The sequence below is a fragment of the Marinactinospora thermotolerans DSM 45154 genome (assembly GCF_900167435.1).
GTDB lineage: Bacteria > Actinomycetota > Actinomycetes > Streptosporangiales > Streptosporangiaceae > Marinactinospora > Marinactinospora thermotolerans.
Genome location: NZ_FUWS01000003.1, coordinates 450,854 through 474,977, shown reverse-complemented (window position 1 = coordinate 474,977; position 24,124 = coordinate 450,854). Strand labels below are relative to the sequence as shown.

19 protein-coding genes are annotated in these 24,124 nt (G+C 73.3%); 10 read left to right on the top strand and 9 right to left on the bottom strand.

Going from position 1 to position 24,124, the window contains the following annotated elements:
• Positions 1-66: 66 nt before the first annotated feature.
• Complete coding sequence (locus tag B5D66_RS07625) at positions 67-1,638, bottom strand: PucR family transcriptional regulator (protein WP_078760917.1); 1,572 nt, start codon at positions 1,636-1,638, stop codon at positions 67-69.
• Between the two features lie 247 nt (positions 1,639-1,885).
• Between B5D66_RS07625 and B5D66_RS07620 the strand changes: the two genes are divergently transcribed.
• The 6 genes from B5D66_RS07620 to B5D66_RS07595 all read left to right on the top strand — a co-directional run bounded on the left by B5D66_RS07620 (position 1,886) and on the right by B5D66_RS07595 (position 9,458).
• Positions 1,886-2,755: an FAD binding domain-containing protein gene (locus B5D66_RS07620; RefSeq protein ID WP_078760916.1), complete on the top strand. Its 870-nt coding sequence runs from the start codon at positions 1,886-1,888 to the stop codon at positions 2,753-2,755.
• Positions 2,746-3,267, top strand: a complete 522-nt coding sequence (locus B5D66_RS07615; RefSeq protein WP_078760915.1) for a (2Fe-2S)-binding protein — start codon at positions 2,746-2,748, stop codon at positions 3,265-3,267. Before B5D66_RS07620 ends, B5D66_RS07615 begins: the two co-directional genes overlap by 10 nt.
• Positions 3,264-4,619 (top strand): 8-oxoguanine deaminase, encoded by a 1,356-nt coding sequence (locus tag B5D66_RS07610; protein WP_078760914.1) that lies wholly within the window; start codon positions 3,264-3,266, stop codon positions 4,617-4,619. Before B5D66_RS07615 ends, B5D66_RS07610 begins: the two co-directional genes overlap by 4 nt.
• On the top strand, positions 4,619-7,024 hold the full coding sequence (pucD, locus tag B5D66_RS07605; RefSeq protein WP_078760913.1) for a xanthine dehydrogenase subunit D: 2,406 nt from the start codon (positions 4,619-4,621) through the stop codon (positions 7,022-7,024). The genes B5D66_RS07610 and pucD overlap by 1 nt, the downstream gene beginning before the upstream one ends.
• A gap of 281 nt (positions 7,025-7,305) precedes the next feature.
• Entirely contained in the window at positions 7,306-8,745 is a 1,440-nt protein-coding gene (locus B5D66_RS07600) for an NCS2 family permease (protein ID WP_144390019.1), read from the top strand.
• Positions 8,746-8,813: 68 nt separating this feature from the next.
• Positions 8,814-9,458 carry a class I SAM-dependent methyltransferase gene (locus B5D66_RS07595; RefSeq protein ID WP_078760912.1) on the top strand — a complete coding sequence of 215 codons (645 nt, stop codon included), beginning with the start codon at positions 8,814-8,816 and terminating at the stop codon, positions 9,456-9,458.
• A 27-nt stretch (positions 9,459-9,485) separates the two neighbouring features.
• Here B5D66_RS07595 and B5D66_RS07590 read toward each other — a convergent pair whose 3' ends face one another.
• The 3 genes from B5D66_RS07590 to B5D66_RS07580 form a co-directional block, all read right to left on the bottom strand.
• Complete coding sequence (locus tag B5D66_RS07590) at positions 9,486-9,884, bottom strand: Imm7 family immunity protein (RefSeq protein ID WP_078760911.1); 399 nt, start codon at positions 9,882-9,884, stop codon at positions 9,486-9,488.
• A 92-nt stretch (positions 9,885-9,976) separates the two neighbouring features.
• Complete coding sequence (locus B5D66_RS07585) at positions 9,977-10,927, bottom strand: D-alanine--D-alanine ligase family protein (protein ID WP_078760910.1); 951 nt, start codon at positions 10,925-10,927, stop codon at positions 9,977-9,979.
• A gap of 50 nt (positions 10,928-10,977) precedes the next feature.
• Positions 10,978-12,306 carry an aminotransferase-like domain-containing protein gene (locus B5D66_RS07580; protein ID WP_394330036.1) on the bottom strand — a complete coding sequence of 443 codons (1,329 nt, stop codon included), beginning with the start codon at positions 12,304-12,306 and terminating at the stop codon, positions 10,978-10,980.
• Between the two features lie 375 nt (positions 12,307-12,681).
• Between B5D66_RS07580 and B5D66_RS07575 the strand changes: the two genes are divergently transcribed.
• A complete protein-coding gene (locus tag B5D66_RS07575) occupies positions 12,682-13,254 on the top strand; it encodes a hypothetical protein (protein WP_144390018.1) in 573 nt (190 codons plus the stop codon).
• Positions 13,255-13,311: 57 nt separating this feature from the next.
• On the opposite strand, the gene B5D66_RS07570 is transcribed toward B5D66_RS07575, so the two are convergent.
• Positions 13,312-14,664, bottom strand: coding sequence for an MFS transporter (locus B5D66_RS07570; protein WP_159457232.1), 1,353 nt, complete (start codon positions 14,662-14,664; stop codon positions 13,312-13,314).
• A 278-nt stretch (positions 14,665-14,942) separates the two neighbouring features.
• On the opposite strand from B5D66_RS07570, the gene B5D66_RS07565 reads away from it, so the two are divergent.
• From B5D66_RS07565 to B5D66_RS07555, 3 genes are all read left to right on the top strand, one after another.
• Positions 14,943-15,734, top strand: a complete 792-nt coding sequence (locus tag B5D66_RS07565; RefSeq protein ID WP_078760907.1) for an SDR family NAD(P)-dependent oxidoreductase — start codon at positions 14,943-14,945, stop codon at positions 15,732-15,734.
• A 1,006-nt stretch (positions 15,735-16,740) separates the two neighbouring features.
• Positions 16,741-17,961: a PP2C family protein-serine/threonine phosphatase gene (locus B5D66_RS07560; protein ID WP_078760906.1), complete on the top strand. Its 1,221-nt coding sequence runs from the start codon at positions 16,741-16,743 to the stop codon at positions 17,959-17,961.
• A 370-nt stretch (positions 17,962-18,331) separates the two neighbouring features.
• A complete protein-coding gene (locus B5D66_RS07555) occupies positions 18,332-19,138 on the top strand; it encodes an SDR family oxidoreductase (protein WP_200813558.1) in 807 nt (268 codons plus the stop codon).
• A 176-nt stretch (positions 19,139-19,314) separates the two neighbouring features.
• On the opposite strand, the gene B5D66_RS07550 is transcribed toward B5D66_RS07555, so the two are convergent.
• The 4 genes from B5D66_RS07550 to B5D66_RS07535 form a co-directional block, all read right to left on the bottom strand.
• A complete protein-coding gene (locus B5D66_RS07550) occupies positions 19,315-20,358 on the bottom strand; it encodes an ABC transporter substrate-binding protein (protein ID WP_078760904.1) in 1,044 nt (347 codons plus the stop codon).
• The gene (locus tag B5D66_RS07545; protein WP_078760903.1) at positions 20,355-21,191 is read right to left on the bottom strand and encodes an ABC transporter ATP-binding protein; all 837 of its coding nucleotides are present in this window, start codon (positions 21,189-21,191) and stop codon (positions 20,355-20,357) included. Before B5D66_RS07545 ends, B5D66_RS07550 begins: the two co-directional genes overlap by 4 nt.
• Positions 21,188-22,213: a FecCD family ABC transporter permease gene (locus B5D66_RS07540; RefSeq protein WP_078760981.1), complete on the bottom strand. Its 1,026-nt coding sequence runs from the start codon at positions 22,211-22,213 to the stop codon at positions 21,188-21,190. The genes B5D66_RS07545 and B5D66_RS07540 overlap by 4 nt, the downstream gene beginning before the upstream one ends.
• Before the next feature lie 160 nt (positions 22,214-22,373).
• Positions 22,374-24,119 (bottom strand): prolyl oligopeptidase family serine peptidase, encoded by a 1,746-nt coding sequence (locus B5D66_RS07535; RefSeq protein ID WP_078760902.1) that lies wholly within the window; start codon positions 24,117-24,119, stop codon positions 22,374-22,376.
• Between the last annotated feature and the right edge of the window lie 5 nt (positions 24,120-24,124).

The following is a 24,124-nucleotide window of genomic DNA, read 5'->3' as shown; positions in this document are numbered from 1 at the left end:
GCGCGGCCGGCCGTGCCGGGTGGCGTCGGGAGCCCGCCGCCCGCCCTGGGGCCGTCACCCCGCGGCTCAGCCGCGCAGCTTCAGGGCGAGGAACAGGTCGACGCGGTGCTCCAGGCTGCTCAGGTCGCGGCCGGTCAGCTCCTCGATCCGGCCGATGCGGTAGCGCAGCGTGTTGACGTGGACGTGCATCGCCGCGGCGCAGCGCTGCCAGGACCCGGAGTGGCGCAGGAACGTCTCCAGCGTCTCGACCAGGTCGGAGCGGTGGTCGCGGTCGTAGTCGAGCAGCGGTCCCAGCAGCCGGTCGCGGTAAGAGGACTGGACCTCCTGGGGAACCGAGGCCAGCAGCAGTTCGTGGGAGTCGATCTCGGCGCCGGCGATCACCCGCGAGGGACCGCCCCGGAGCTCGGCCAGGCGGCGGGCGTGGCGGGCCTCCACGGCCGCGCCGCGCAACCCCGCGACGTCGCGCGCCATCGAGGCGACCCCCACGACCAGCCGGTGCTCGCCCAGGCCGCGTTCCAGGACCCGGGCACCGTGGGCGATCTCCTCGCGCAGCAGTTCCGCGGCGCCCTCCGCCTCGGCGACCGGGACGATCGCGAGCACGTCGTCCTCGCCGGTGACGATCGCGCCGGGGTGGGCCGCGACGAGCTCGGTGACGACCCGGCGGGCCAGGTCGGGGACGCGGGGCCGGGGCAGCAGCATCGCGCTGAGCACGACGTGCCCCGCGGTCGGTCCGGCGCCGTCGCGGTCGGCGGTTCTCAGCAGCGCGGCCACCTCGTCGAAGCGCTGCTCGGTGAGCAGTCCCGCGATCCCCTCCGCGCGCCGGGCGTCGTCGGCCGCCCTCTCCTCGTCGCGGCTGCGGGCGAGGACCACGATGGACAGCAGCTCGGCCACGGCCTCCTGCCGCTCCTCCGGCCATCGGTTGTGGTCGCCGGTGACGGCCAGGAACCAGCCGGCGAGCGGGTGGGGGTCGCGGCCTCGCACCGCCATGAGGGTGAGGACGCGGGGAGCGCCCTCGCCCCGGGGCGGCAGGTCGACCCGCAGCGGGAAGGTCGTCGCGGTCAGGAAGCGTCCGGCCAGCGCCGTACGTTCGGCCGCCGTCAGGGTGGGGCCGGTCTGCACGACGGTGCGGCCGGTGGCGGAGAGGACCCACGCGGTGACGTCGGCCTCCCACGCGGCCTCGGTCAGGGCCTCGGACAGCCCGCCGCCGGTGGCGACCTCGGTCATCAGGCGGCGGTGGCGGTCGCGGCGCTCGGCGATGGTGACGAAGCGGCGGCGTTCCAGCAGCCGTATCGCCTCCTCGGTCACCGCGCCGAAACCGGTTTCGGGCGGCACCTCCAGCAGCGGCATGCCGTGGCGCTCGCAGGCGCGGACGAGGTCGTCGGGGACCTCCCCCAGCGCGGTCCCGGCCGCCAGGCAGGCGACGTCGGCCCGGACCAGCGAACGCACGAACGTCTCGGAGTCCTCGGGCCGGTTGTGCCACATCATGCCGGTGAGGACGAGCTCGCCGCCGCTGAGGTAGCGGGCGGGCTCCAGCAGGTCGGTGGTGTAGACCCAGCGGACGTCGCGCCGCGCCTGCTCGGCGCCGCTCAGGAAGCGCAGGCGCAGGCGGGGGATCGCAACGAGCTCGCTGATCTGCATGGTCGACCCTCACGTCTCCGTCAAAACACACATACCGGCAGAAATCCCGCCGTCTTCGGTGTGGCGGAAACGTTAGCCGAAACCTCAGTTGTAGAAAAGCACGAAAGGAGGAGGCGCCCCCGCAGCGCACTTCATGGCATCGCGTCCTGGTGAGCGTCCCCGGCAGAGTGTTCTACTTCACATGGAGGCCACCGCCGCGGTGAGGCGCCCCGGCGGATTCCCATGACCGGCGACGACGAGGACGACTATGGATTTTCTCAGCCCCTCCACCTGGGAGGAAGCGCTTGCCGCCAAGAGCGCGCATCCCGACGCGGTGCCGATCATGGGCGGGACCGACGTCATGGTCGAGCTCAACTTCGGCAGGCGCCGCCCGCCCGCCCTGCTGGACCTGACCCGCATCCCGCAGCTGCGCGACCACGGTCCCGACGACGGATACCTCCGCCTGGGCGCCGGGGTCCCCTACACCACGATCATCGAACGGCTGCGCGATCGCTCCCCGGCCCTGGCCCAGGCGGCGCGGGCGGTCGCCTCCCCCCAGATCCGCAACCGCGGCTCGGTCGGCGGCAACCTCGGCGGCGCCTCGCCCGCGGGCGACGCCCATCCGCCCCTGCTGGCCGTCGACGCGCTCGTCGAACTGGCGTCGGTGCGCGGCGTGCGCCGGGTCGCCGCGCGCGAGTTCTACCACGGCCCACGGCGTACCGCCCGCCGCGACGACGAGCTGATCTCGGCGGTCCTGCTGCCCGAGCCCGCCGGCCCGCAGTCCTTCTCCAAGATCGGCACCCGCAACGCGATGGTCATCGCGGTCGCCTCCTTCTCACTGGCGCTCGACGCCCAGGCCCGCACGGTCGGCACCGGCATCGGATCGGCCGGGCCCACGCCGTTGCGCGCGATCGAGGCCGAGAAGTTTCTCGCCTCGGAGTTCGACTGGGACGGCGCCGCCTCTCCCTCCCCCGCGACCGTCACGCGCTTCGGCGAACTGGTCGCCTCCGCCGCCCGCCCCATCGACGACGTGCGGGGAAGCGCCCACTACCGCAGACACGCCCTGTCGGTGATGGCCCGCCGCGCCGTGAGCTGGGCCGTGACCGACTACCGGAAGGAGATCGCGCGATGCGCGTGAGTTTCGAGGTCAACGGCCACGAGGTGACGGCCGACAACGTGTGGCCGGGCGAGAGCCTGCTGTACGTGCTGCGCGAGCGCCTGGGGCTTCCCGGCAGCAAGAACGCCTGCGAGCAGGGCGAGTGCGGATCCTGCACGGTCTACCTGGACGGGGTGACGGTCTGCTCGTGCCTGGTGGCCGCGGGACAGGCCCAGGGGCGCGCGGTGCGCACCGTCGAGGGTCTGGCCGAGTCCGGCGACCTCGCCGAGCGGCGGCTCAGCCCGGTCCAGGAGGCCTTCGTCGAGGCCGGGGCGGTGCAGTGCGGCTTCTGCACGCCCGGCCTGCTGGTGCAGACCGACGACCTGATCGAACGCACCGTCGGCCAGGGCGGGGGCGTCCCCGACGAGGCGGAGATCCGCGAACACCTCGCCGGGAACCTGTGCCGGTGCACCGGCTACGAGAAGATCATCGACGCGGTCCGCCTGGCGGCCGAGCGCACCGCGGCCCAGCGCGACGGGGGTGGCCCGGCGTGAGCGAGACCCTGGTCATCGACGGCGCGCACGTCGTCACGGTCGGCGGCGAGGAGTACCCCGGCGGGCACGTCACGCTCCGCGACGGCCGTATCACCTCGGTGGGGCCGGGGCCCGGCCCCCTGCCCCCCGGCGCCCGCCGGATCGACGCCGCGGGCTGCGTGGTGACGCCGGGCCTGATCAACACCCACCACCACCTCTACCAGTGGGCGACCCAGGGCCTGTTCGCCGAGGGCACCCTGTTCGAGTGGCTGACCGGCTCCTACGAGATCTGGCACCGCCTGGACGCCGACGTCGTCGCGGGCACCACCACCGCGGGCACGGCCTGGCTGGCGTTGTCGGGCTGCACCACCGTCTCCGACCACCACTACATCTTCCCGCGGGGACGCGGGGACATCGTGGCGGCCGAGGTGGAGGCGGCCCGTGCGGTCGGCGTCCGCCTGGACCTGGCCCGCGGTTCCATGGACCGGGGCCGATCCAGCGGCGGGCTGCCGCCCGACAGCGTCGTGGAGACCCTGGAGGAGGCCCTGCGGGCGACCCAGGCCGCGATCGAGACCCACCACGACCCCGCCGCCGACGCGCTGACCCGGGTCGCGGTCGCCCCCTGCTCCCCGTTCTCGGTGAGCCGGGAGCTCATGGTCGAGGCGGCCCAACTGGCCCGCGCCATGGGGGTGCGACTGCACACCCACCTCGCCGAGACGCTCGACGAGGAGGAGCGGTGCCTGGCGGAGTTCGGGTGCACCCCGGTGGAGTACGCCGAGAAGCTCGGCTGGCTGGGCCCCGACGTGTGGTTCGCCCACGCCGTGCACCTGTCCGACGCCGCCATCGCGCGGATCGCGGCGACCGGGACCGGCGTGGCGCACTGCCCCACCTCCAACGCCCGCCTGGGCGCGGGGATCTGCCGGGTGACCGAACTGCTCGCGGCGGGGGCCGCCGTCGGCCTGGGCGTGGACGGCCCGGCCTCCAGCGAGCTGACCCCGCTGTCGGGCGAGATGCACCAGGCGATCCTCATGGCCCGCGCGCGCAAGGGACCGCAGGCGCTCGACGCCCGGCGGGCCCTGGAGATGGCGACGCTGGGCGGCGCCCGCCTCCTGGGGCGCGACGCGGAACTGGGCTCGCTGGAGGTCGGCAAGCTCGCCGACATCGCGGTGTGGCGCATCGACGGCTTCGGCTACGACGTCATCGACGATCCCGTGGTCGCCCTGACGTTCGGTCCGCCCCCGCCGCTGGAACTCCTCCTCGTCGGCGGGCGCCCGCTCGTCGAACGCGGCGAGCTGCGCACCGTCTCCGCCGACTCGGCCGCGGCCTCCGGCCGCGCCGCCCACCGCAAACTGCTGCAGGAGGTGTCCCGCTGATGGCCAGCACGTCCACCCGCGCCCCCGTCGGCCTGTCCAGCGTCACCCGCGACGGGATCGGCGCCAGCCCGCGCCGCCCCGACGGAACCCTGAAGGTCACCGGCGAGTTCGCCTACTCCTCCGACATGTGGATGGAGGACATGCTGTGGGGGGCGACGCTGCGCAGCCCCCACCCGCACGCCGAGATCCTCGGCATCGACGTCTCCGGGGCGCTGCGGCTGCCCGGCGTGTACGCCGTGCTCACCCACGAGGACGTCCCCGGGGAGAAGCGCTACGGCCTGGAGTACCGGGACCAGCCGGTCCTGGCGTTCGGCAAGGTCCGCTACAAGGGCGAGCCGGTGGCGATCGTGGCCGCCGACCACCCCGAGACCGCCCGACGCGCGCTGGAGCGCATCAAGGTCGACTACCGGGTGCTGGAGCCGGTGTCGGACGCGCGCCGCGCCGCGTTGGACCCCGACTGTCCCCTGGTGCACGAAGAGGGGTCGCTGCCCCTGCACGAGGAGCACAACCAGCGGGGCAACCGGGTGCGCTACCAGCCGATCCGCACCGGGGCGTTCGCGGACGGGGCGTCGGTGGAGGAGGTGCGCGCCCTCGCCGACGTCGTCGTCACCGGCGAGTACGAGGTCGGCATGCAGGATCAGGCGTTCCTCGGCCCCGAGTCGGGCCTGGCCGTGCCGGCCGAGGACGGCGGCGTCGACCTCTACATCGCCACCCAGTGGCTGCACGTGGACCAGCGCCAGATCGCGCCGTGCCTGGGGCTGCCGGCCGACAAGGTCCGCCTGACGCTGGCGGGCGTCGGCGGGGCGTTCGGCGCCCGCGAGGACCTGTCCATGCAGATCCACGCCTGCATGCTGGCCCTGCACACCGGCAAGCCGGTCAAGTTCGTCTACAACCGCGAGGAGTCGTTCTTCGGCCACGTGCACCGCCACCCGGCGACGATGCGCTACGAGCACGGCGCCAAGCGGGACGGCACGCTCGTCTACGCGACGATGGAGATCGTCCTGGACGGCGGCGCCTACGCCTCGGCGACGCCGGCGGTGGTGGGCGTGGCCTCCTCGCTGGGGATCGGCCCCTACGAGGTCCCCCACGTGTCGGTGGACGCCTACGGCGTCTACACCACCAACCCGCCGTGCGGCGCGATGCGCGGCTTCGGGGCGGTCCAGGCGTGCTTCGGCTATGAGTCGCAGATGGACCGGCTGGCCGCGGAACTGGGGATGGACCCGGTGGACCTGCGGATCAAAAACGCGGTGTCGCAGGGCTCGCGCATCATCACCGGCCAGGAGATCGACATGCCGATGCCCATGGCCGAGATGCTGCGGCGGGCCAGGGAGATGCCGCTGCCCCCCGACCGCTCGTCGCTGCCCGCCCCCTCGGACCCGCGCACCCTGCCCGGCGGCGTGGCCAACACCAGCCACGGCGAGGGGATCGTGCGCGGCATCGGCTACGGCGTGGGCCTGAAGAACCTCTGCTTCTCCGAGGGGTTCGACGACTACTCCACGGCGCGGGTGCGCCTGGAGGTGGTCGGCGGGGAACCCGCGGTGACGGTGCACACCGCCGCCGCGGAGGTGGGCCAGGGGCTGGTCACGGTCAAGGGGCAGATCGCGCGGACCGAGCTGGGTGTGGAGCGGGTGACGATCCTGCCCTCCGACACCCGGGTGGGGTCGGCCGGCTCGTCCTCGGCCTCCCGTCAGTCCTACATGACCGGGGGCGCGGTCAAGACGGCGTGCGAGGCGGTGCGGGAGCGGGTCTTCGCGCTGGTGCGCGAACGGGGCCTGGTCGAGGACGGCCACCCCGATGCGCTGCTGTCGCTGAGCGGGGGCAAGGTGGTCTCGGCGGCCGAGGGGGTGCTGATCTCCCTGGCCGACCTGCTGGGCGGCGAGGCGATCGAGGAGACCCGCGAGTACCACCACCGGCCCACCCAGATGCTCGACCCCTCCCGCGGCCAGGGGTCCTCCCACACGCAGTTCGGCATGTGCGTGCACCGCGCGGTGGTCGACGTCGACGTCGAACTGGGCCTGGTCAAGGTCGTCGCGCTGGACGCGGTCCAAGACGTCGGCAAGGTCATGCACCCCCAGCAGCTGGCCGGACAGATCCAGGGCGCCTCGGCGCAGGGGCTGGGGCTGGCGTTGATGGAGGAGATCCAGGTGCACGACGGCGTGATCCGCAACCCGTCGTTCACCGACTACCTGATCCCCACCATCTTGGACACCCCGCCGATGCGCATCGACGTGCTGGAGCACCCCGACCCGCACGCCCCCTATGGTCTGCGCGGCGCCGGGGAGCCGCCCACGCTGTCGTCGACGCCGGCGATCGTCGCGGCGGTCCGCAACGCCACCGGGCGTCCGCTCACCCACGCGCCGGTGCGTCCGGAGGACATCGTGGGGATCGACCCGCCGCAGGGGTGACGGACTCGGGCCGCCCACGCGCGGCCCGGGAGGAGGCCGCCCGTCCCCACCGCCGGCGCCCTCGGTGTCGGGGCGGGTGGTCTCCCCTGTTCAGCGCACTCCACCCAGGTAGGTAATGTCGTTTTCATCCCCTGAACGGCATTTCTCGGCGCCGGGTCTCCCGTCACCGTCCACGGCCGAGGGCACGAAACGCACGACATTAACTACAGAACGTTACGACACGACAACCCAGGGTGGCGAACGCTCCTCGTCCGCCCCTCATCTCCCTCCAGGAGGGGAATGTGAAGACACCCGACACGGCGGGTCCGGCGAGCCCGGCCCATTCCGATCGATCCTGGCTCGACCGGTACTTCTCCATCAGCGGACGCGGTTCCACCCTCCCGCGCGAACTCCGTGGTGGGCTCACCACCTTCATGGCGATGGCCTACATCATCGTCTTGAACCCGATCATCCTGGGCGGCGCCCAGGACGTGAACGGCGACGTGCTGTCGCCCGCCCAGCTGACCACGATGACCTGCCTGTCGGCGGGCGTGGTCACCGTGGTCATGGGCCTGGTGGGCCGTGCCCCCATCGCCCTGGCCGCGGCGCTGGGGACCACACCCGTCGTCGCCTACCAGGCGGCCCCCCTCATGACCTGGCCCGAGGCGATGGGGCTGGTCGTCTGGCAGGGCGTGGTGGTGATCCTGCTCGTGGTCACCGGCCTGCGGTCGATGATCATGGACGCCATCCCGCGCAACCTCAACCTCGCCATCGGCGTGGGCATCGGCCTGTTCGTGACGCTGATCGCCCTCAAGGACGCCGGATTCCTCAGCGCCGGCGCCGAGGGCGGCACCCTGCTCCAGCTGGGCACGGTGGGCCACCTGGTGGGCTGGCCGGTGGCCGTCTTCATCGTCTCCTTCCTCGTCGCCGCCGTCCTCGTCAGCCGCGAGGTGCCCGGGGCGATCCTCATCGGCATCCTCACCGGCACCGTCATGGCCGTCACCGTGCACCACGTCTTCGACATCGATCCGGCCGCGTGGGGGCTCCAGGTACCGCAGATCCCCGAATCCGTCGTCGGCGCCCCCGACTTCGGGCTGCTCTTCCAGGTCGACCTGTTCGGCGCCTGGACCTCGGCGGGCGCGGTCAGCGCCGGGATCATCCTGTTCACCCTCGTGCTCGCGGGCTTCTTCGACGCCCTGGGCACCTGCCTGGCCATCGGCGAGAAGGCCGGGCTCACCGACGAGCGCGGCCGGATGCCGCACATCAACAAGATCCTCGCGATCGACGGGGTCGGCGCCATCGCGGGCGGGGCCACCAGCTCCTCCGCCACGCTCATCTTCGTCGAGTCCACCGCGGGCGTCACCGAGGGCGCCCGTACCGGCATCGCCAGCCTGGTCACCGGCGGGCTGTTCCTGCTCGCCCTCTTCCTCACCCCCCTGACCGGGATCGTGCCGCAGCAGGCCGCGGCGTGCGCGCTGGTCCTCGTCGGCGCCATGATGATGATGCAGATCGGCAAGATCGCCTGGAACGACGTGACCGTCGCCATCCCGGCCTTCCTGACGATCGTGTTGATGCCCTTCACCTACAACATCGCCAACGGCATCGGCGCCGGCATCATCACCTACACGCTGCTGACGTCGCTCACCGGCAGGCACCGCGAGGTGCACTGGCTGATGTGGGTGCTCAGCGCCGTGTTCGTCTTCCACTTCGCCATCGGCGCCGCGGGGCCGCTGCTGGGGTAGGGCCGCGCGGCCCTCGCCCGACCCGGCGCGGCCCCCACGGGGCCGACCGCGCCTGCCATAATGGCGCCGTGCCCTTCGACCACAACGCTCACTACCACGGCCTCCTGCTCCGCCACCTTCCCGACCCCTGCCGAAGGGCCCTGGACGTGGGGTGCGGCACGGGAGGCTTCGCGCGCCGGCTGGCCCGGCTGGGGGTCGACGTGGACGCCGTCGACCCCGCGGAACAGGCGATCGCCACGGCACGCTCGCTGACCCCCGCCACGGCCGGCGGCGGTCGCGTCCGCTTCCGGCGGGCCGACATCACCCAGACCCCCCTGCCGGCCGGCACCTACGACTACATCTCGTGCCTGGCCAGCATCCACCACGTGCCCTTCGCCACCGTCGCGGACCTACGGCGCGCGCTGCGCCCCGGCGGGGTCCTGGTGATCCTGGGCTGCTACCGGGAGCACACCCTGGCCGACCGGCTGGTCAGCCTCGCCGCGGTCCCGGTGAACGCGCTGTACCGGCTGGGGACGGCCCTGCGCGAGGCCGCCGGCCGCGGCGGGCAGGTCAGCCCGCCCTCCGTCACCGCCCGGCCGGCCATGACGCTGGATCAGGTCGCGGAGGCGGCCCGCGTCCTGCTGCCGGGCAGCACCCTGCGGCGCCTCCTGTTGTGGCGCTACCTCCTGGTGTATCGCGAACCCGACGAACGGGGGCCCGCGCCCGCTCCTTGACGGGCGGCGCCGCGCGCAACCGGCACGTCAACCGGCGTAGGGATCCTCCAGGGCGGGGACGCAGGGTGAGAGGAGCGGCTCGGTGTGCGCGGAGACCCTCCCGCGCGCCAGCCGGAAGACCCGCACCTCGTCACCGTGCCGGGGATCCTCGTCGTCGCGGACGTGCAAGAGCCCGTAGGAGCCCGGCGCGACCACGCCGGCATGGGCGAACAGGTCGAGAACCCCGCTCGCCGCCGCGGCGCGGTTGCTGTTGCCGCCCAGGTGGAGGAAGAGCTCCCCGTTCATCCACCTCAGGTCGAGCAGGTAGGGGTCGGCCGCCCGCGCAACGCGGCGGCGCAGCTCCTCGGCGATGCCGGCCAGACGCGCCTCGTCGTCATCGCCGGTCGCGCTCTCCCGCACGGTGATCCAGCCGTGGTACTCGAACACGGCCGGATCCCAGCGGGCCGGCCCGACCGGGGTCCGGGGAGCGTGATGGTCCCGCCGCGCGGCCGGGAAGGGACCGCGCGGACGGGTGCGGGTCAGCCGCGCAGCAGCGCCCGCTGGGCGAGGTCGCGGCACACGACCCCGAAGTCCAACCCCGCCGCCTCGACCGCGAGGGGCAGCGTCGAGGTCCTCGTCATGCCCGGGGCCACGTTGACCTCCAGGAAGCGCACCCGGCCGTCCCGGTCGACGATCAGGTCCGTACGCGACAGATCGCGCAGCCCCAGGGCCAGGTGGGCGGTGATGGCGGCGTCGGCCGCCGCCGAGGCGACCTCGTCGTCGAGCCGGGCCGGGCAGAAGAACTCGGTGCGGCCGGCGGTGTAGCGCGCCGAGTAGTCGTAGACCCCGCCGTCGGGGACGATCTCGACCGCGGGCAGCGCAAAGGGTCCCTCGCCCAGGTCGAGCACCCCCACCGAGATCTCCGTCCCCTCGACCCGCTCCTCGATGAGCGCGGTGTCGCTGTAGGCGAAACAGCCCACCAGCGCCGCCGACAGGTCCTCGGCGGTCTCGACGGGAGCGGCGCCGAACGCCGACCCGCCCTGGTCGGGCTTGACGAACAGCGGCAGCCCGAGCGTGTCCAGGATGCGCGCCATGACGGCCGGGGCGCCGAGGTCGTGGAAGGCCGACTTGGGCAGGGCGACGCCGCGCGGCACGTCCAGCCCCCGTCCGGCGACGATCGTCTTGGCGATCGGCTTGGCGAACGCGATCCGGCAGGCCTGCGGGGGCGCGCCGACGTAGGGCAGGCCGGCCAGGTCCAGGATCTCGCGGATGGAACCGTCCTCGCCGGCCGCGCCGTGCAGCACGGGGAACACCACCTGCGGCGGGTCCGCCGCGATCGCGTCGAGCAGCCCCGCGCCGGCGTCGGCCAGCTGCACCTCCACGCCGAGGCGGCGCAGCGCCTCGGCGACACGTCGTCCCGAAAGCACCGACACCTCGTGCTCCGGCGACATCCCACCCGCCAGTACGAGCACCCGGTCCAGATCGGCCACCGTCCCGCCCTCTCTGTGTTCAGCTCCGTTCGTCACGGCGTCCACCCTCCTCAGGGAAGGTCCGGGGCCGGCGCGTCAGTGCCGTGTCCCGGCCGCGCCGATGCGCTGCCGAAGGTATCACGCAGCGTGATCTCGCCCTTGATGACGCCGACCAGGCGGCGCACCCCCTCGCGGATCTGATCGGGGTCGGGGTAGCAGAACGACAGGCGCATGTTGCGGTGGCCGTCGTCACCCGCGAAGAACCCGGTCCCGGGGACGTAGGCGACGCGCTCGCCCACGGCGCGCGGCAGCATCGACTTGGAGTCGATGCCCTCGGGCAGGGTCACCCAGACGAAGAACCCGCCCTGGGGCCGGGTCCAGGTGACGCCCTCGGGCATGAGCGCCTCCAGCGCGCCCAGCATCGCGTCGCGGCGCCGCCGGTACATCTCATTGAAGTCCTTGATCTGCTCCTGCCAGGGGTACTCGGCGAGGTAGCGGCCGACGACGAGCTGGTTGAAGCTGGAGTGGCTGAGCATCGCCGACTCGGCGGCGAGGACGAGCTTGTCGCGGACCGCGGCGGGGGCCAGCGCCCAGCCGATGCGAAACCCCGGCGACAGCGTCTTGGAGAAGGAGCCGAGGTAGATGACGTTGTCGGGGGAGTCGGCCCGCAGCGCGCGGACCGGCTCGCCCTCATAACGCAACAACCCGTAGGGGTTGTCCTCCAGGACCAGCAGCCCGAAACGGCGGCAGATCTCCATGACGCGGACACGGCGCTGCGGGGACAGCGTGACGCCGGCGGGGTTGTGGAAGGTGGGGACGGTGTAGAAGAACTTGACCCGCTGCCCCGCCGACCTCAGCCGGCCCAGCCGCTCCTCCAGCGCCTCGGGGATGACCCCCTCGTCGTCCATCGCGACGTGCTCGACCCGGGCCTGGTAGGCGGCGAAGGTGTTGATGGCGGTGACGTAGGTGGGCGCCTCGGCCAGCACGACGTCACCGGGGTCGACGAACACCCGGGTCACCAGGTCCAGCGCCTGCTGGGAGCCGACGGTGACGATGACGTCGTCGGCGACGGCGTCGATGCCCTCAAGCTCCATGACCTCGCAGATGCGTTCGCGCAGCAGTGGATCGCCCTGGGCCGAGCCGTACTGCAAGGCGGTGGGCCCCTGCTCGGTGACGACCCTGCGCACGATCTCGCCGATGTCGTCAGTCGGCAGCGCCGAGACGTTGGGCATGCCGCCCGCGAGGGAGACCACCTCGGGGCGGGAGGCGACGGCGAACAGTGCCCGGACCTCCGAGGCCACCATCCCCTGGGCGCGCGCGGCGTAGGCGTCGACGTAGGGGTCGATGCGCGAACCCTGCGACGAGGGCCCGCGGTGGGTTTCCCGGGGATCAGAGGACACGATCCACCTCCGCGTTTCGGGTGCGTTGTGGGACCGTGCGGTGGGCCGCGAGCGGGCGGTCCGGGACCGCTGCGGCCCGGCGATTGCCTGCAAGTGTACGCAGGTGTGACCGATGGACATGTTCCGACCGGCCTTTTCACCCCCGCCGGTCCCGGTCGGGCTTCCCCGTCCGCCCCGGGAGCACCGGCGGACGGACCGCGCCCCCGTCCCGGTGCGACCTTCCCGGCCGGGTGCGACGGCGCGTCGCGGACGTCACACTCAGACCGCCGGTCACTTCTCCGCGTGATCGCGCATACACCCGCGGTCACGCGGTAGTGGGTGGGCCGGTCGCAGGGGCCGTCCCGCGACCGCTCATTTCGTCTGGTGGAGGTGAACATGGTGTCGTCGCAGCGCAACACCCTGGTCCGCAGTCTGCACGATCTGGGGTTGGCCGCCTGGTTCGGCGGTTCGCTCATGGGGGTGATCGGTCTCAACGGGGCCGCGAAGGAGGCCGACGATACCGGTCGCGGCATCCGGATCTCGACCATCGGGTGGAACAAGTGGCTGCCGGTCAGCGTCGCCGCGATCGCGGTCCACGTGGTGGGCGGGGCCGGGCTCTTCAAGGCCAACGCCGAACGGGTGCGCCACCAGGAGGGCGTGGGCGCCTCGACCGGCGCCAAGACGGTGCTGACCGGCGCGGCGCTGGCCGCCACCGCCTACGCCTGCCTCCTGGGGAAGAAGGTCGGGGCGACCCAGACCGACGAGCCGAAGGTGAAGGAGCTGGCGGAGAAGACGCCGGGAAGCACCGAGGACGCCCAGCGTCAGCTGCGCCTGGCCCAGTGGGCGGTGCCCGCCCTGACCGGAGCGCTGCTGGTTCTCAACGCCCTGCACGGTGAACAGCAGCGGCCCTCCCAGCAGAAGCTGGGGTTCGTGCAGAAGGCCGGTTCCCGCCTCGGGATGACCGACTGACAGCGCTCACCGCGGGCGCGCCCGGCCACGACGGCCGGGCGCGCCCGCGATCGCGTCTCAGGCCGGCGTGCCGCCTTGGGAGCGGCGGCGCACCAGGGGGACGAGCGCCATCGCGGTCAGCCCCAGGAGCGCGCCGACCGCGAAGACCAGCGCGAACCCCCACGCCGCGGGCGAGGTGGCGCCCTGCGGTGTCGCCAGGGCCAGCACCATGGCCGAGACCTGCGTGGCGACGGCCATGGAGACGTGGCGCACGATGGTGTTGACGCCGTTGGCCGCGCCGAGGTCGGCGGCGGGGACCGCGTCGGAGATCAGCACCGGCAGCACCGCGAAGGCCACCCCGCCGCCGAGGCCCAGCAGCGCGCCGCCGCTGACGACCACCATCGGGTGGGCGCCCCCCACCGCCAGCACGAGCAGCCCCGCCCCCGACGCCAGCGCGCCGACGAGCAGCAGGGGACGCACCCCGAAGCGGGCGACCGCGCGGCCGGTCAGCGGCCCGGCGACCATGGTGGTCAACGCGGCCGGCAGCAGGTACAGCCCCGCGGCGCCGGCCCCCACCCCCAGGCCCACACCACTGTCGGCGGGAAGCTGCACGATCTGCGGGACGAGCAGGAAGGCGCTGGACTGACCGACGGTGACCAGGACCGCCACCACGTTGGCGACCCAGACGTTGCGACGGCCCATCAGGGCCAGGTCGATGAGCGGCTCGCGGACGCGACGCTCCACGACCACGAGGGCCGCCAGCGCCATGACGCCGCACCCCAGCAGCGCCAGCGTGGGAGGCGACGTCCACCCCCACGCCTCGGCCCTGCTGATGGCGGTGAGCGGGGCGCCCAGCGCGACCGCGAGCAGCAGCGCCCCGGTCCAGTCGATCCGGCCGCCGCCCCCGGCCCCGGGCTCGGGCACGAACAGGGCGATCGCGGCGATCGCCACCAGCGTCATCGCCGCGGTGCCCCAGAACAGGCCCTGGTGGCCCAGGCGTTCGGCGACCAGCCCGCCGAGCGGCAGACCCAGCGCGCCGCCCAGGCCGAACATCGAGCTGATCAGCCCCATGCCGAAGGCGGCGCGCGGGCGCGGCAGGCTCTGGCCGAGGATGGCGAAGGAGAGCGGGAAGACACCCCCCGCGGCGCCCATGATCACCCGTCCGGCCACGACCGCGCCGAGCGAGGAGCCGACGGCCGCCACGACCGCGCCGACGGCGAAGAGGCCCAGCACCCCGAGCAGCACCCGTTTCTTTCCGAAGATGTCGCCGAGCTTGCCGGCGACCACGGTCAGGGCCGCGGAGGAGACGAAGAACCCGGTGACCACCCAGGCCGCCGCTCCGGGGCCCGCCCCCGTGGCCGCCTGGATCTGCGGGATGACGGGGACGATCGTGGTCTGGGCGACGGCGTAGGTGAGGCCGGCGAAGACCAATGGGGCGATGACGCGGGTAGGGGAAGACCGGGGTGGCTCCGGGGACAGGGGAGGCGGGGAGACCTTGCTCGGAGAGGGCGGCACGCGCACGTCGCTTTCGTCACACAGCGGAAGTAAACGTCGCTTACATCCTCTCAAGGGATGAACTCCCCCGTCGATCCCCGCGAGTCCCGGCGGCAGCACACCATGTGAATATAGTTAGCGCCTGCAAATACAAGCGTATGCAAACAAATAACCGGGGAAGCCTTCCGGCGCCCAAGAGGAGACAGAGGAGAGGCATGAACACCACGGGGCAGCGCACCGTCCTGGTCACCGGTTCGACATCGGGGATCGGCGAGGCCATCGCCGTCGCCTTCGCCCGTGACGGCGCCACCGTCGTGGTCAACGGCCGCGACGAGGAACGCACCGCGGCGGCGGCCGAACGCGTCCACGCGGCCGCGGGCGGCACCCGGCCCATCCCCGTCGCCGCCGACGTGGCCACGGCCGAGGGCGCGCAGCGCATCTTCGCGGCCGTCCCCGACGTCGACGTCCTGGTCAACAACACCGGGATCTTCGAGGCGACACCGGTGTTCGAGATCGACGACGACGAGTGGCGGCGTTACTTCGAGGTCAACGTGCTCAGCGGCATCCGCCTGGCCCGCCACTACACCCCCCGCATGGTCGAACGCGGCTGGGGACGGGTCATCTTCATCAGCAGCGAGTCGTCGGTGTTCATCCCCACCGAGATGGTGCACTACGGGATGACCAAGACGGCGCAGATCTCGGTGGCGCGCGGCATGGCCCAGGAGGTCGCCGGCACCGGCGTCACCGTCAACACCGTCCTGCCCGGTTCCACCCTCACCCCCGGCGTCCGTGACTTCATCGCCGACCGCATCGGCCCCGACGTCCCCTTCGACGAGGCCGAACGCCGCTTCGTCGCCGAGGAACGGCCCACCTCGCTCCTGGGCCGTCTCATCCGCCCCGAGGAGGTCGCCGCCATGGTCCACTACGTCGGCTCCGACGCCGCCTCGGCCACCACCGGCGCCGCCCTGAAGGTCGACGGCGGCATCGCCCCCACCATCATCCCCTGACCCGGCACCGCCAGCTGGGGAACCGGCGGTCAAGACCCGGAGCACTCGCGGCGCCCCCGGGGTCCGCCCCGTCGTTCCACGGGGCGGACCCCGGAGCCGGCCGGCCTGCCCCGGACGTCCCCTCCGCCGCGAGGCGGGGACGGCATGGCGCGACCGTCCTGTTTGGGGCACGCGCGCCGTGCCCCGGGCGGAGACAGGCGGCACGCGCCGGTCCTCCCACAGCCGCGTGGCCGGCGTCGGTCACCGGCCGCACCGAAGACGAGGCCCCCGCACCCGTGGAGGTCCCCGGCGGCGAGCGCCCGGCCCCCGGGATCGAACCGCCGCGCCGGCGCCCACTGGCCGTCCCCGCCTCGACGATCGGTCCTCGCACGTCCCATGGCACACGGCACCGAGCAGGACGGAAAAGATCGGCGACACCACAGGCCACGCGCCGCACGCACCATCCCCCACAGAGGACGGCCGGGAAACCCTGAAGACCGCGGTCCACCAGAGACCGGCAACCGCCGACGTGGAGCGCGGCACTTCCACACCCGCCCGACACACCCGACGGCCGGCTGTTCGACGCGGCGCGCTCCTACTGCGCGACGGGCTGACACCGACGGGCCGCAGGGCCGCTTCCGGCGGCCCCACAATCCGGCCGGCGGTCATAGCGGTCCGGTACCGGGCTTGGGAGGACGTCCGGTCAGCGGTGGACCATGGTCCCACTCGGCCCGGCGGGCAGCGCCGTGGAGTTCACGGCCCTCGCCGACGGCTCCCCGGTCCGCACGGTCGAGGGGCACGGGCCGAAACGCCGTCCCCGCGCCCCGCCGACCTCCCCCCTCGGGGAACGGCCGGGCCGGGCCGCGACCGCGCCGACGGGTGGGGGCCGCTTTCTCCGCCGCCACCCGTGTGACCGGCGGGAGGCCCGGGGTAGGGGTGAGGCGCACCGCCGCCGGACCGGGCCGATCGCGCAGCGCCCGCAGGGGGCAGGCCGTCGCGCTTCCGGTACCGGAAGGGGGATCGCAGCGTGATCGACTCCGCGCGAGTGAGAAAGGCCCTCGTCGATCTGATGCTGGCCAGCCACACCACGACGTTGGAGGAGCTGCCCGCGATGGTGGCCGAGTCCGCCGACGCCGTGGGCCTGCACCACACCGTCTTCTTCGTGGTGGACCTCCAGGAGAGGGTGCTGCGCCAGGTGACCGGACGGGGGTCCGACGCCGGCGAGGGAGGACTGGAATTCACGGTCGACGGCACACTGCCGGGTCTGGCCTACCAACGGGTGGACCTCATCCCCGAATCGGACAGGACCGGCGAGCACGGCCTACAGCGGTGGTGGGCGCCGATCACCGACGGGGTGGAGCGGTTGGGCGCGCTGCGGGCGGACGTCGCCGGCGACGACGCGGCGACCCGCGAGGCGCTGCGGGGCTTCGCCTCGATGTTGGCGCTGCTGCTGCTGAGCAAGCGGTCCTTCAGCGACTCCTACGCCCGTCTGGTGCGTACCGCGCCGATGAACGTGGCCGCCGAGATGCAGCAGTCCCTCACCCCGCCACCGGCCTTCGCCGGCCACGGCGTCATCGTCGGCGCCGTCACGGAGCCGGCCTACGCGGCCGGCGGCGACGCCTTCGACTACGCCGTGACCGGCAGCACCCTCTTCCTGAGCGTCTTCGACGCCATGGGCCACGACACGACGGCCGGGCACACCGCCAACCTGGCGGTCGCCGCCTGCCGCAACGCCCGCCATCAGGGTCTGTCCCTGACGCAGGCCAGCCAGATGGTGGAACGGGAACTCGTCGAGCAGTTCGGCTTCAGCCGCTACGCCACCGGGATCCTGGCCGAACTGAACCTGGAGACCGGCCGGCTCGGCTGGGTCAACCGCGGCCACCCTCCGCCCCTGCTCATCCGCGCGAATCGGTGGTCCCGACAGCTGTCCTGTCCCCCGGCCGGGCCCATGGGAACCGACCTGGGGCTGCCGATCACCGTCTGCCACGAGCAACTCCAGCCCGGCGACCGCCTGGTGCTCTACACCGACGGCATCACCGAGGCCCGTGACACGAAGGGTGCCGAGTTCGGTCTGGCGCGCTTCACCGATTTCGTCATGCGCCACCACTCCGGCCGATTCACCCTGCACGAGTCCCTGCGCCGCCTGGTCCACGCCGTGCTCGACCACCACGCCGGCAGGCTTGACGACGACGCCACCGTCCTGCTGGCCGAATGGCGCGGCGGCCACCTGGAGGAACTGACCCCCTGACTCCCCCGCCGGGAGGGACGAAGGGGCCGGCCGCTCCAGGAGGGAAACGCCGCGCCCGCACCGCCCCCGCGGCGGCCTCTCCCTCCCCTTCGCGGGGCGCCCCCGGACGGCCGGCGACACCGGATCACCCTGGGACGGCGGCGGCCCGCCGCACACGCCCGCGCCGATCGTCCCCGCCCCGTTTCCCGGGGCGCGCCTGGGCACCTGGCCTCAGGTGGTACCCGGAAGCCGGCCTCGTCATCGCCGGCGTCAGGAGGTTCTCGCGCATGCAGGACGACGACGGTTCCCGTGGTGGCGCCCCCAGGTGGTCTCGCAACCGAGACCGCCCTATCCCCAACAGCGTCAGCGGCATCCCGGGCACGAGGGCGACATGGAGCCCAGACCCCGCTACCGGGCCGAGCGCTACCGGGCGGCGGACAAGCTCCGCGGCAAGGTCGCGCTGATCACCGGCGGGGACCCGGGGATCGGCCGCGCGGTGGCGGTGCTGCACGCCCGCGAGAGCGCCGACGTCGCCATCGTGTACCTGCCCGAGGAGCAACCCGACGCGGAGGAGACCCGGCGCGCGGTGGAGGCCGAGGGCCGCAGGTGCCTGCTGCTCCCCGGCGACCTGCACGGGGCCTCGTTCTGCCGGGAGGCCGTCGAACGGACCGTGCGGGAGCTGGGCGGGTTGGACATCCTGGTGGACAACGCGGCCCACCTGAACGGCCGGACGGACCTGTCCCAGCTGTCCTTCGAGGACTGGGACCGGTCCTTCAAGGTGAACCTGTACGCCTGTTTCCACCTCGTGCAGGCGGCCCGCCCCCACCTGAAGGCCGGCGACGCGATCATCGCGACCGCCTCGGAGGAGGCGCTCAAGGGCGGCGACACCATGATCGACTACGCGGCGGCCAAGGCCGCCCTGGTCAACTTCACCAAGCCGATCGCCTCGCGCCTGGCCAAGGACGGCGTCCGCGCCAACGTCGCCGCCCCGGGGCCGACCTGGACGGTGCTCAACGTCGCCGACCAGAACATGCCCGAGGAGGGCCTGGCCCACCTCGGCAGCCAGGGACCGCTGGGGCGCGTGGCCCAGCCGGAGGAGATCGCGCCGGTCTACGTCTACCTGGCCTCCGACGCCGACTCCAGCTACACCGTCGGCGAGATCGTCGCCGTCACCGGCGGCCTGACCGGCACCCGCTGAGCCACCCGCTGTTCGGACGCCCCGCCGTGGCCCCTCCCGGCCTGACGGACGAGAGGGGCCACGCGGGGGCCGTGGGGCGGGCCGTGCCCTTGTGGCCGTGAACGTTCACGGACAGTGGGCACGGCCCGCCCCGCCCGTGACGTCGGGCATGGGCCGGACCCGTGAGGGCCCTCGGCTCAGAACGCGTCCGGGTGGAGGGCGTGGGCGATCGTCTCCACCGCGTCGATGTTGCCCAGGGTGCCGGGGAACAGGTCGCTCGAGGGGACGGCGATGAGGAGGTCGTCCTTCACCGCGGGAACATCGGGGAAGGTGCGGCGGAGGTAGTCGCGGGTCTGCTGCTCCTCCTCGGGTCCTCGCACGCCGAACACGATGGCGTCGGGGTTGCGGCTGACGATCTCCTCGGGGTTGATCTGGGCGGCGAAGAACTCGGCGAACTCGGGGGCGTCGGGGTCGAAGACGTTGGCGCCGCCGGCGGTGTCGATGATGTCCGCCTCGATGCCGGCGCCGATGGCCGACAGCGATTCGCCCTCCAGGAAGACCTGCGCGACGGAGGGGCGCGGCGAGTCGCCGATGGCGCTCTCGACCGCGGACAGTCGTTCCTCGGCGTCCTGGACGAGCTGGTCGGCGGCGTCGGGGACCCGCAGGATCGCGCCGAGGTTGGTGATGTCCGTCAGGAGGTCGGTGACCTCCGCGCTGTTGCGGCGGTCGGCGCAACCACCGGTCGCGACATATGCCTTGGCGCCGTTCTGCTCCAGCTGGTCGATGCTGGCGAAGCCCTGTTCCGCGGTGAACTCGTACTCGGTGGGGGAGACGACCAGGTCGGGGGCCGCGGCGAGGAGGTCCTCGCGCGCCGGTGGGACGTCGGTGCTGAGCACCGGGATGTCGGCGGCCTGGTCGGCGACGTCGTCCGGCAACGCCGAGACCTCGGTCTGGGCCTGACCGACGATGGAGTCCCCGACGCCGAGCCGGATGAGCAGCTCGGTCTGCGAGGGCATCATGCCGACGACGCTGGTGGGGGCGGTGTCGAAGGACAGCTCCCGGCCGCAGTTCGTGATCGTCACGGCCGATCCGGAGGCGTTGGTGTCCGCCGGGGCGTCGGTGACACCGGTGCCGCAGGCGGTCAGGGCCAGCGGCATCACCGCGAGCGCGGCGAACACGGTCGGGAGGTTGCGGGGGCGGGCACGGTGCCGGGGCACGGCCCGGGTCTCGGTGCGTGTCATGGGGCGGTGATTTCTTCCTGGGTCGGGATGGACTGGTCAGCGGGGTCGTGACTGTCCGACCTCGACGGGCTGCGGGCGTCGAAGAGGAAGTGCTGCCGTCCGGAACGCGGATGGGCGACAGCGGTCGACTCGACGCCGAAGACCGAGCGGATCAGGTCGGTGTGCAAGACCTCGTCGGGTGTGCCGTGGGAGAGCAGGCGGCCCTCGGCCAAGACGCCGATGGCGTCGCAGGAGCGCGCGGCCAGGTTCAGGTCGTGCAGGGCGATCAGGACGGTGCGGTCGGTGGCCTTGACCAGGTCGAGGAGTTCGAGCTGGTGGGCGATGTCGAGATGGTTCGTGGGCTCGTCCAGGACGAGTACGGGGGTGTCCTGGGCGAGCGCGCGGGCAAAAAGCACGCGCTGGCGCTCGCCCCCTGACAGCGCGGAGAAGGAGCGGTCGACCAGGTGCGCGGCCCCGACCCGGGCGAGCGCCTGCCGCGCGACGGCGATGTCGCGGTCGGAGTCGCGGCCGTAGCCGCGGCCGTGCGGGATACGTCCGAGCAGGACCATGTCGAGGACGGGGATCTCGAACTCCTCGCTGTGCTCCTGCGCCATCACCGCCACGTGCTGGGCCAGCTTCCTGCGGTTCAGGGTGGCGATGTCGGTGCCGCCGAAGCGCACGCGCCCGGCCGAGGGTGCCGCGAGGCCCGACACGACACGCAACAGCGTGGACTTGCCGCTCCCGTTGGGGCCGAGCAGCCCGAGCACGGTGCCCGAGGGCACCGAGACGCTCACGTCGGTGATGACGGGGCGCCCACCGCGGTGGGCGCCGATGTTCTCGATGTCCACCCTCATCGACCCACCCCCACGCTCTCGGCGCGGTCGCGCCGCAACAACCACAGGAAGAACGGCGCTCCGACCAGCGCGGTGAGCACGCCCAACGGGATCTCCGCGGGGGCGGCCAGGGTCCGGGCGAGCAGATCGCAGGTGGCGAGGAACGCCGCTCCGCCGAGGAGGGCGACCGGGAGCATCCTGCGGTGATCGGAACCGACGACGATGCGCGCGATGTGGGGGAGGACCAGCCCGACGAAGCCGATGCCGCCGGAGACCGCGACGACCGACCCGGTCAGCAGGGCCGCGGCGACGAGGGTGCCGCTGCGCAGCCGGTCGACGTTGACGCCCAGCGACGCCGCGGCGTCGTCGCCGACGAGAAGGGCGTTGAGCGCCCGCGCGCGGAACGCGGCGTAGAGCCCGACGGCGAGCAGCGCCGCCACCGGCAGGGCGAGGTGTCCCATCGTGGCGGCGGAGACCGAGCCCAGCAGGAAGAACATGATGCTGAAGACGTTCTGGGCGTCGGTGGTGATGGTCAGGTAGCTGGTCACGGCGCTGAACAGGGAGCCCAGGGCGACGCCCGCGAGGATGAGCCGTTGCGGTGCGATACGGCCGTTCTTGCGGGCCAGGACGTACACGGCGGCGGTGGCCACGAGCGCGCCCAGGAAGGCCGAGGTCCCCACCCCGAGGGTGCTGACCCCGACGCCCAGGACGATGAAGGACACCGCGCCGACGCCGGCGCCGGCGGAGACGCCGAGGATGTAGGGCTCGGCCAGGGAGTTGTGGACCACGGCCTGCATCAGCGCGCCGGCCAGCGCGAGCGCGGCGCCGGTGGTCGCGGCCAGGAGCGCGCGGGGCAGCCGGAACTGCCAGACGGCGTTGTCCTGCACCGTGGTCAGCGAACCGTCCGACATCCAGGGCATCCCGGGCACGAGATGGCCGATGACGATGCGCAGGGCGTCCGCCGGGGACACCGCGATCGTGCCGATGCTCGTCGACAGCAGCAGCACCGTCAGCAGCACGAGCGTCAGGGTCGGAACGAGGATCCGGACGGCGAGCGCGCCACGCCGCCGAGGGGAGCCCGCGGGGGCGGCCGGAGGGTCGGCGGAGGCCGATGCCCCCGGGCGCGCATCGGGTGGAAGGCGTTCGAGGGAGGTCAACGCGCGTCTCCGTTGGTTGTCTGTGCCATCTGTTTCGGGTGCTCTCTCACGGTGTCGATGGGGTGGTCCGTGGCGATCCGGTGGTGGTGGCGGCGAAGCCGAGCACGGCCGCCCCGAAGCGGTGCAGGCTGTCGAGGTGGTTGCCGCCGTGCCCCGTGCGCGGTGCGCGCCACACCGTGGCGTCACCGCCGGCGCGGCGCAGCGCCTCGGCGACCGCCAGGGTGTCGTCGGCGGCCACCCGGGAGTCCTCCGCCAGCACGATGCCGAGGAAGCGGGGAGGCGTGGTGCCGGGGGCCAGCGTCTCGGCACGGTACAGCGGTGAGATCCGGCGCAGGCGCTCGACCCCCTCGGGGGTGTCCGAGGCGCCGAACTCGCCGGCCCACTGTCGCCCGAGCGGGTGGGCGTCGAGGTTGAGCAGGTCGAGTGGCGCCGCGGTGCTGACGACACCGGCGCACAGCCCCGGGGTCCCCAGCGCGCAGCTGGCCGCCAGCACCCCGCCGTGGGAGGCGCCGGCCAGGACGAGCAGGTCGGGCCGGGTGAGACCGGCCTCGGCCAGGCCGCGCGCGACGGCGGCCAGGTCGTCGATACCGCGCGCCTTGCGCGGGCCGTATCCGGCCCGCCGCCACGCGCTGCCGTGCTCGCCGCCGCCCCGGACCTGCGCGATGGCGTAGCGTCCGCCGTGCTCGATCCAGGCCGGCACGGTGGGCTCGAACACCGGCAGGCTCGGCACGCCGAAGCCGCCGTAGCAGGTCAGGATCAACGGCGTGGGGCCGTCGGCGTTCCTCGGGGAGGTGACCACGACCGGTATGCGCGTGCCGTCGTCGGCGGTCACGGCGTGCCGTTCGGTGCGCGCCGGGGCCGCCCGGCGGACTCTGGCGGGCCGATCGGACAGCAGCTCGTCGGCGGGCACGACCCGCGGGGGCAGCACCGGGCCTTCGACGAGGACGTGGAACCGGCCGGCGTCGGCGCTCACCCCGGTCGCGACCGCCGGGCCGCCCTGGTAGGCGACCTCCCGTTCGGCCGTGACCGCGCCGTGGGCGAGCCGCACGATGACGCTGCGCCCGGCGCGCACGCCGACGACCATGAGGTCCTCGTCGAGGGCGGCCGCCGAGGTGATCCGCAGGGCCGGATCCCCCCAGTGCCATCTCCGGGTGCCGTCGCGCGGGTCGAGGACGTGCAGGCGGGTTCCGTCGTCCACGGCGACGTCATCCCCGACGGACAGCACCCGGGCGATGGCGGCGAACGTGGCGAGTTCGGTCCCGGTGGCGCGGTCGACCAGGCGGGTGGGCCGGCCCGGGCGGCTTTCGGCGAACAGCCCGCGCGCGCCTCCCGGGAAGAGCCTGAGCCGGATGCCCGGCGGCGCGGCCGTGGCCGACCAGCGTCCGGTGTCCGCGTCGAGGCCGACGACGCCGTGGGAGCGGCCGGCGACCAGCTCGACGGTGGTGGAGTCGTCGTGCCAGAGCATGGGGTCGTAGCGGCAGCGGATGTCCGGGTAGAGCCGCAGCGCGCCCGTGGCGACGTCGACCAGTCCCAGGGCGGCGTCCTCGTCCGCGCGTTCGGCCAGTTGGACGCAGATGCGGCGGCCGTCCGGCGAGGGGGCCATGCGCAGGATGTGCCCCTCGGGCTCGATCACCAACGCGCCGGTGTCCACGCGGTAGATCCCCTGCCGTGGGCGCCCCGCGGGCCGGCTGAGCGCGAACCCGTTGTGCGGCAGGCCCGGGCGCCCGTGCCGTTCCCACGTCGTGAGCGCGGCGTCGATGGCGGGGATGGTGGGAGGGGGGAGGTCGGTCACCGTTT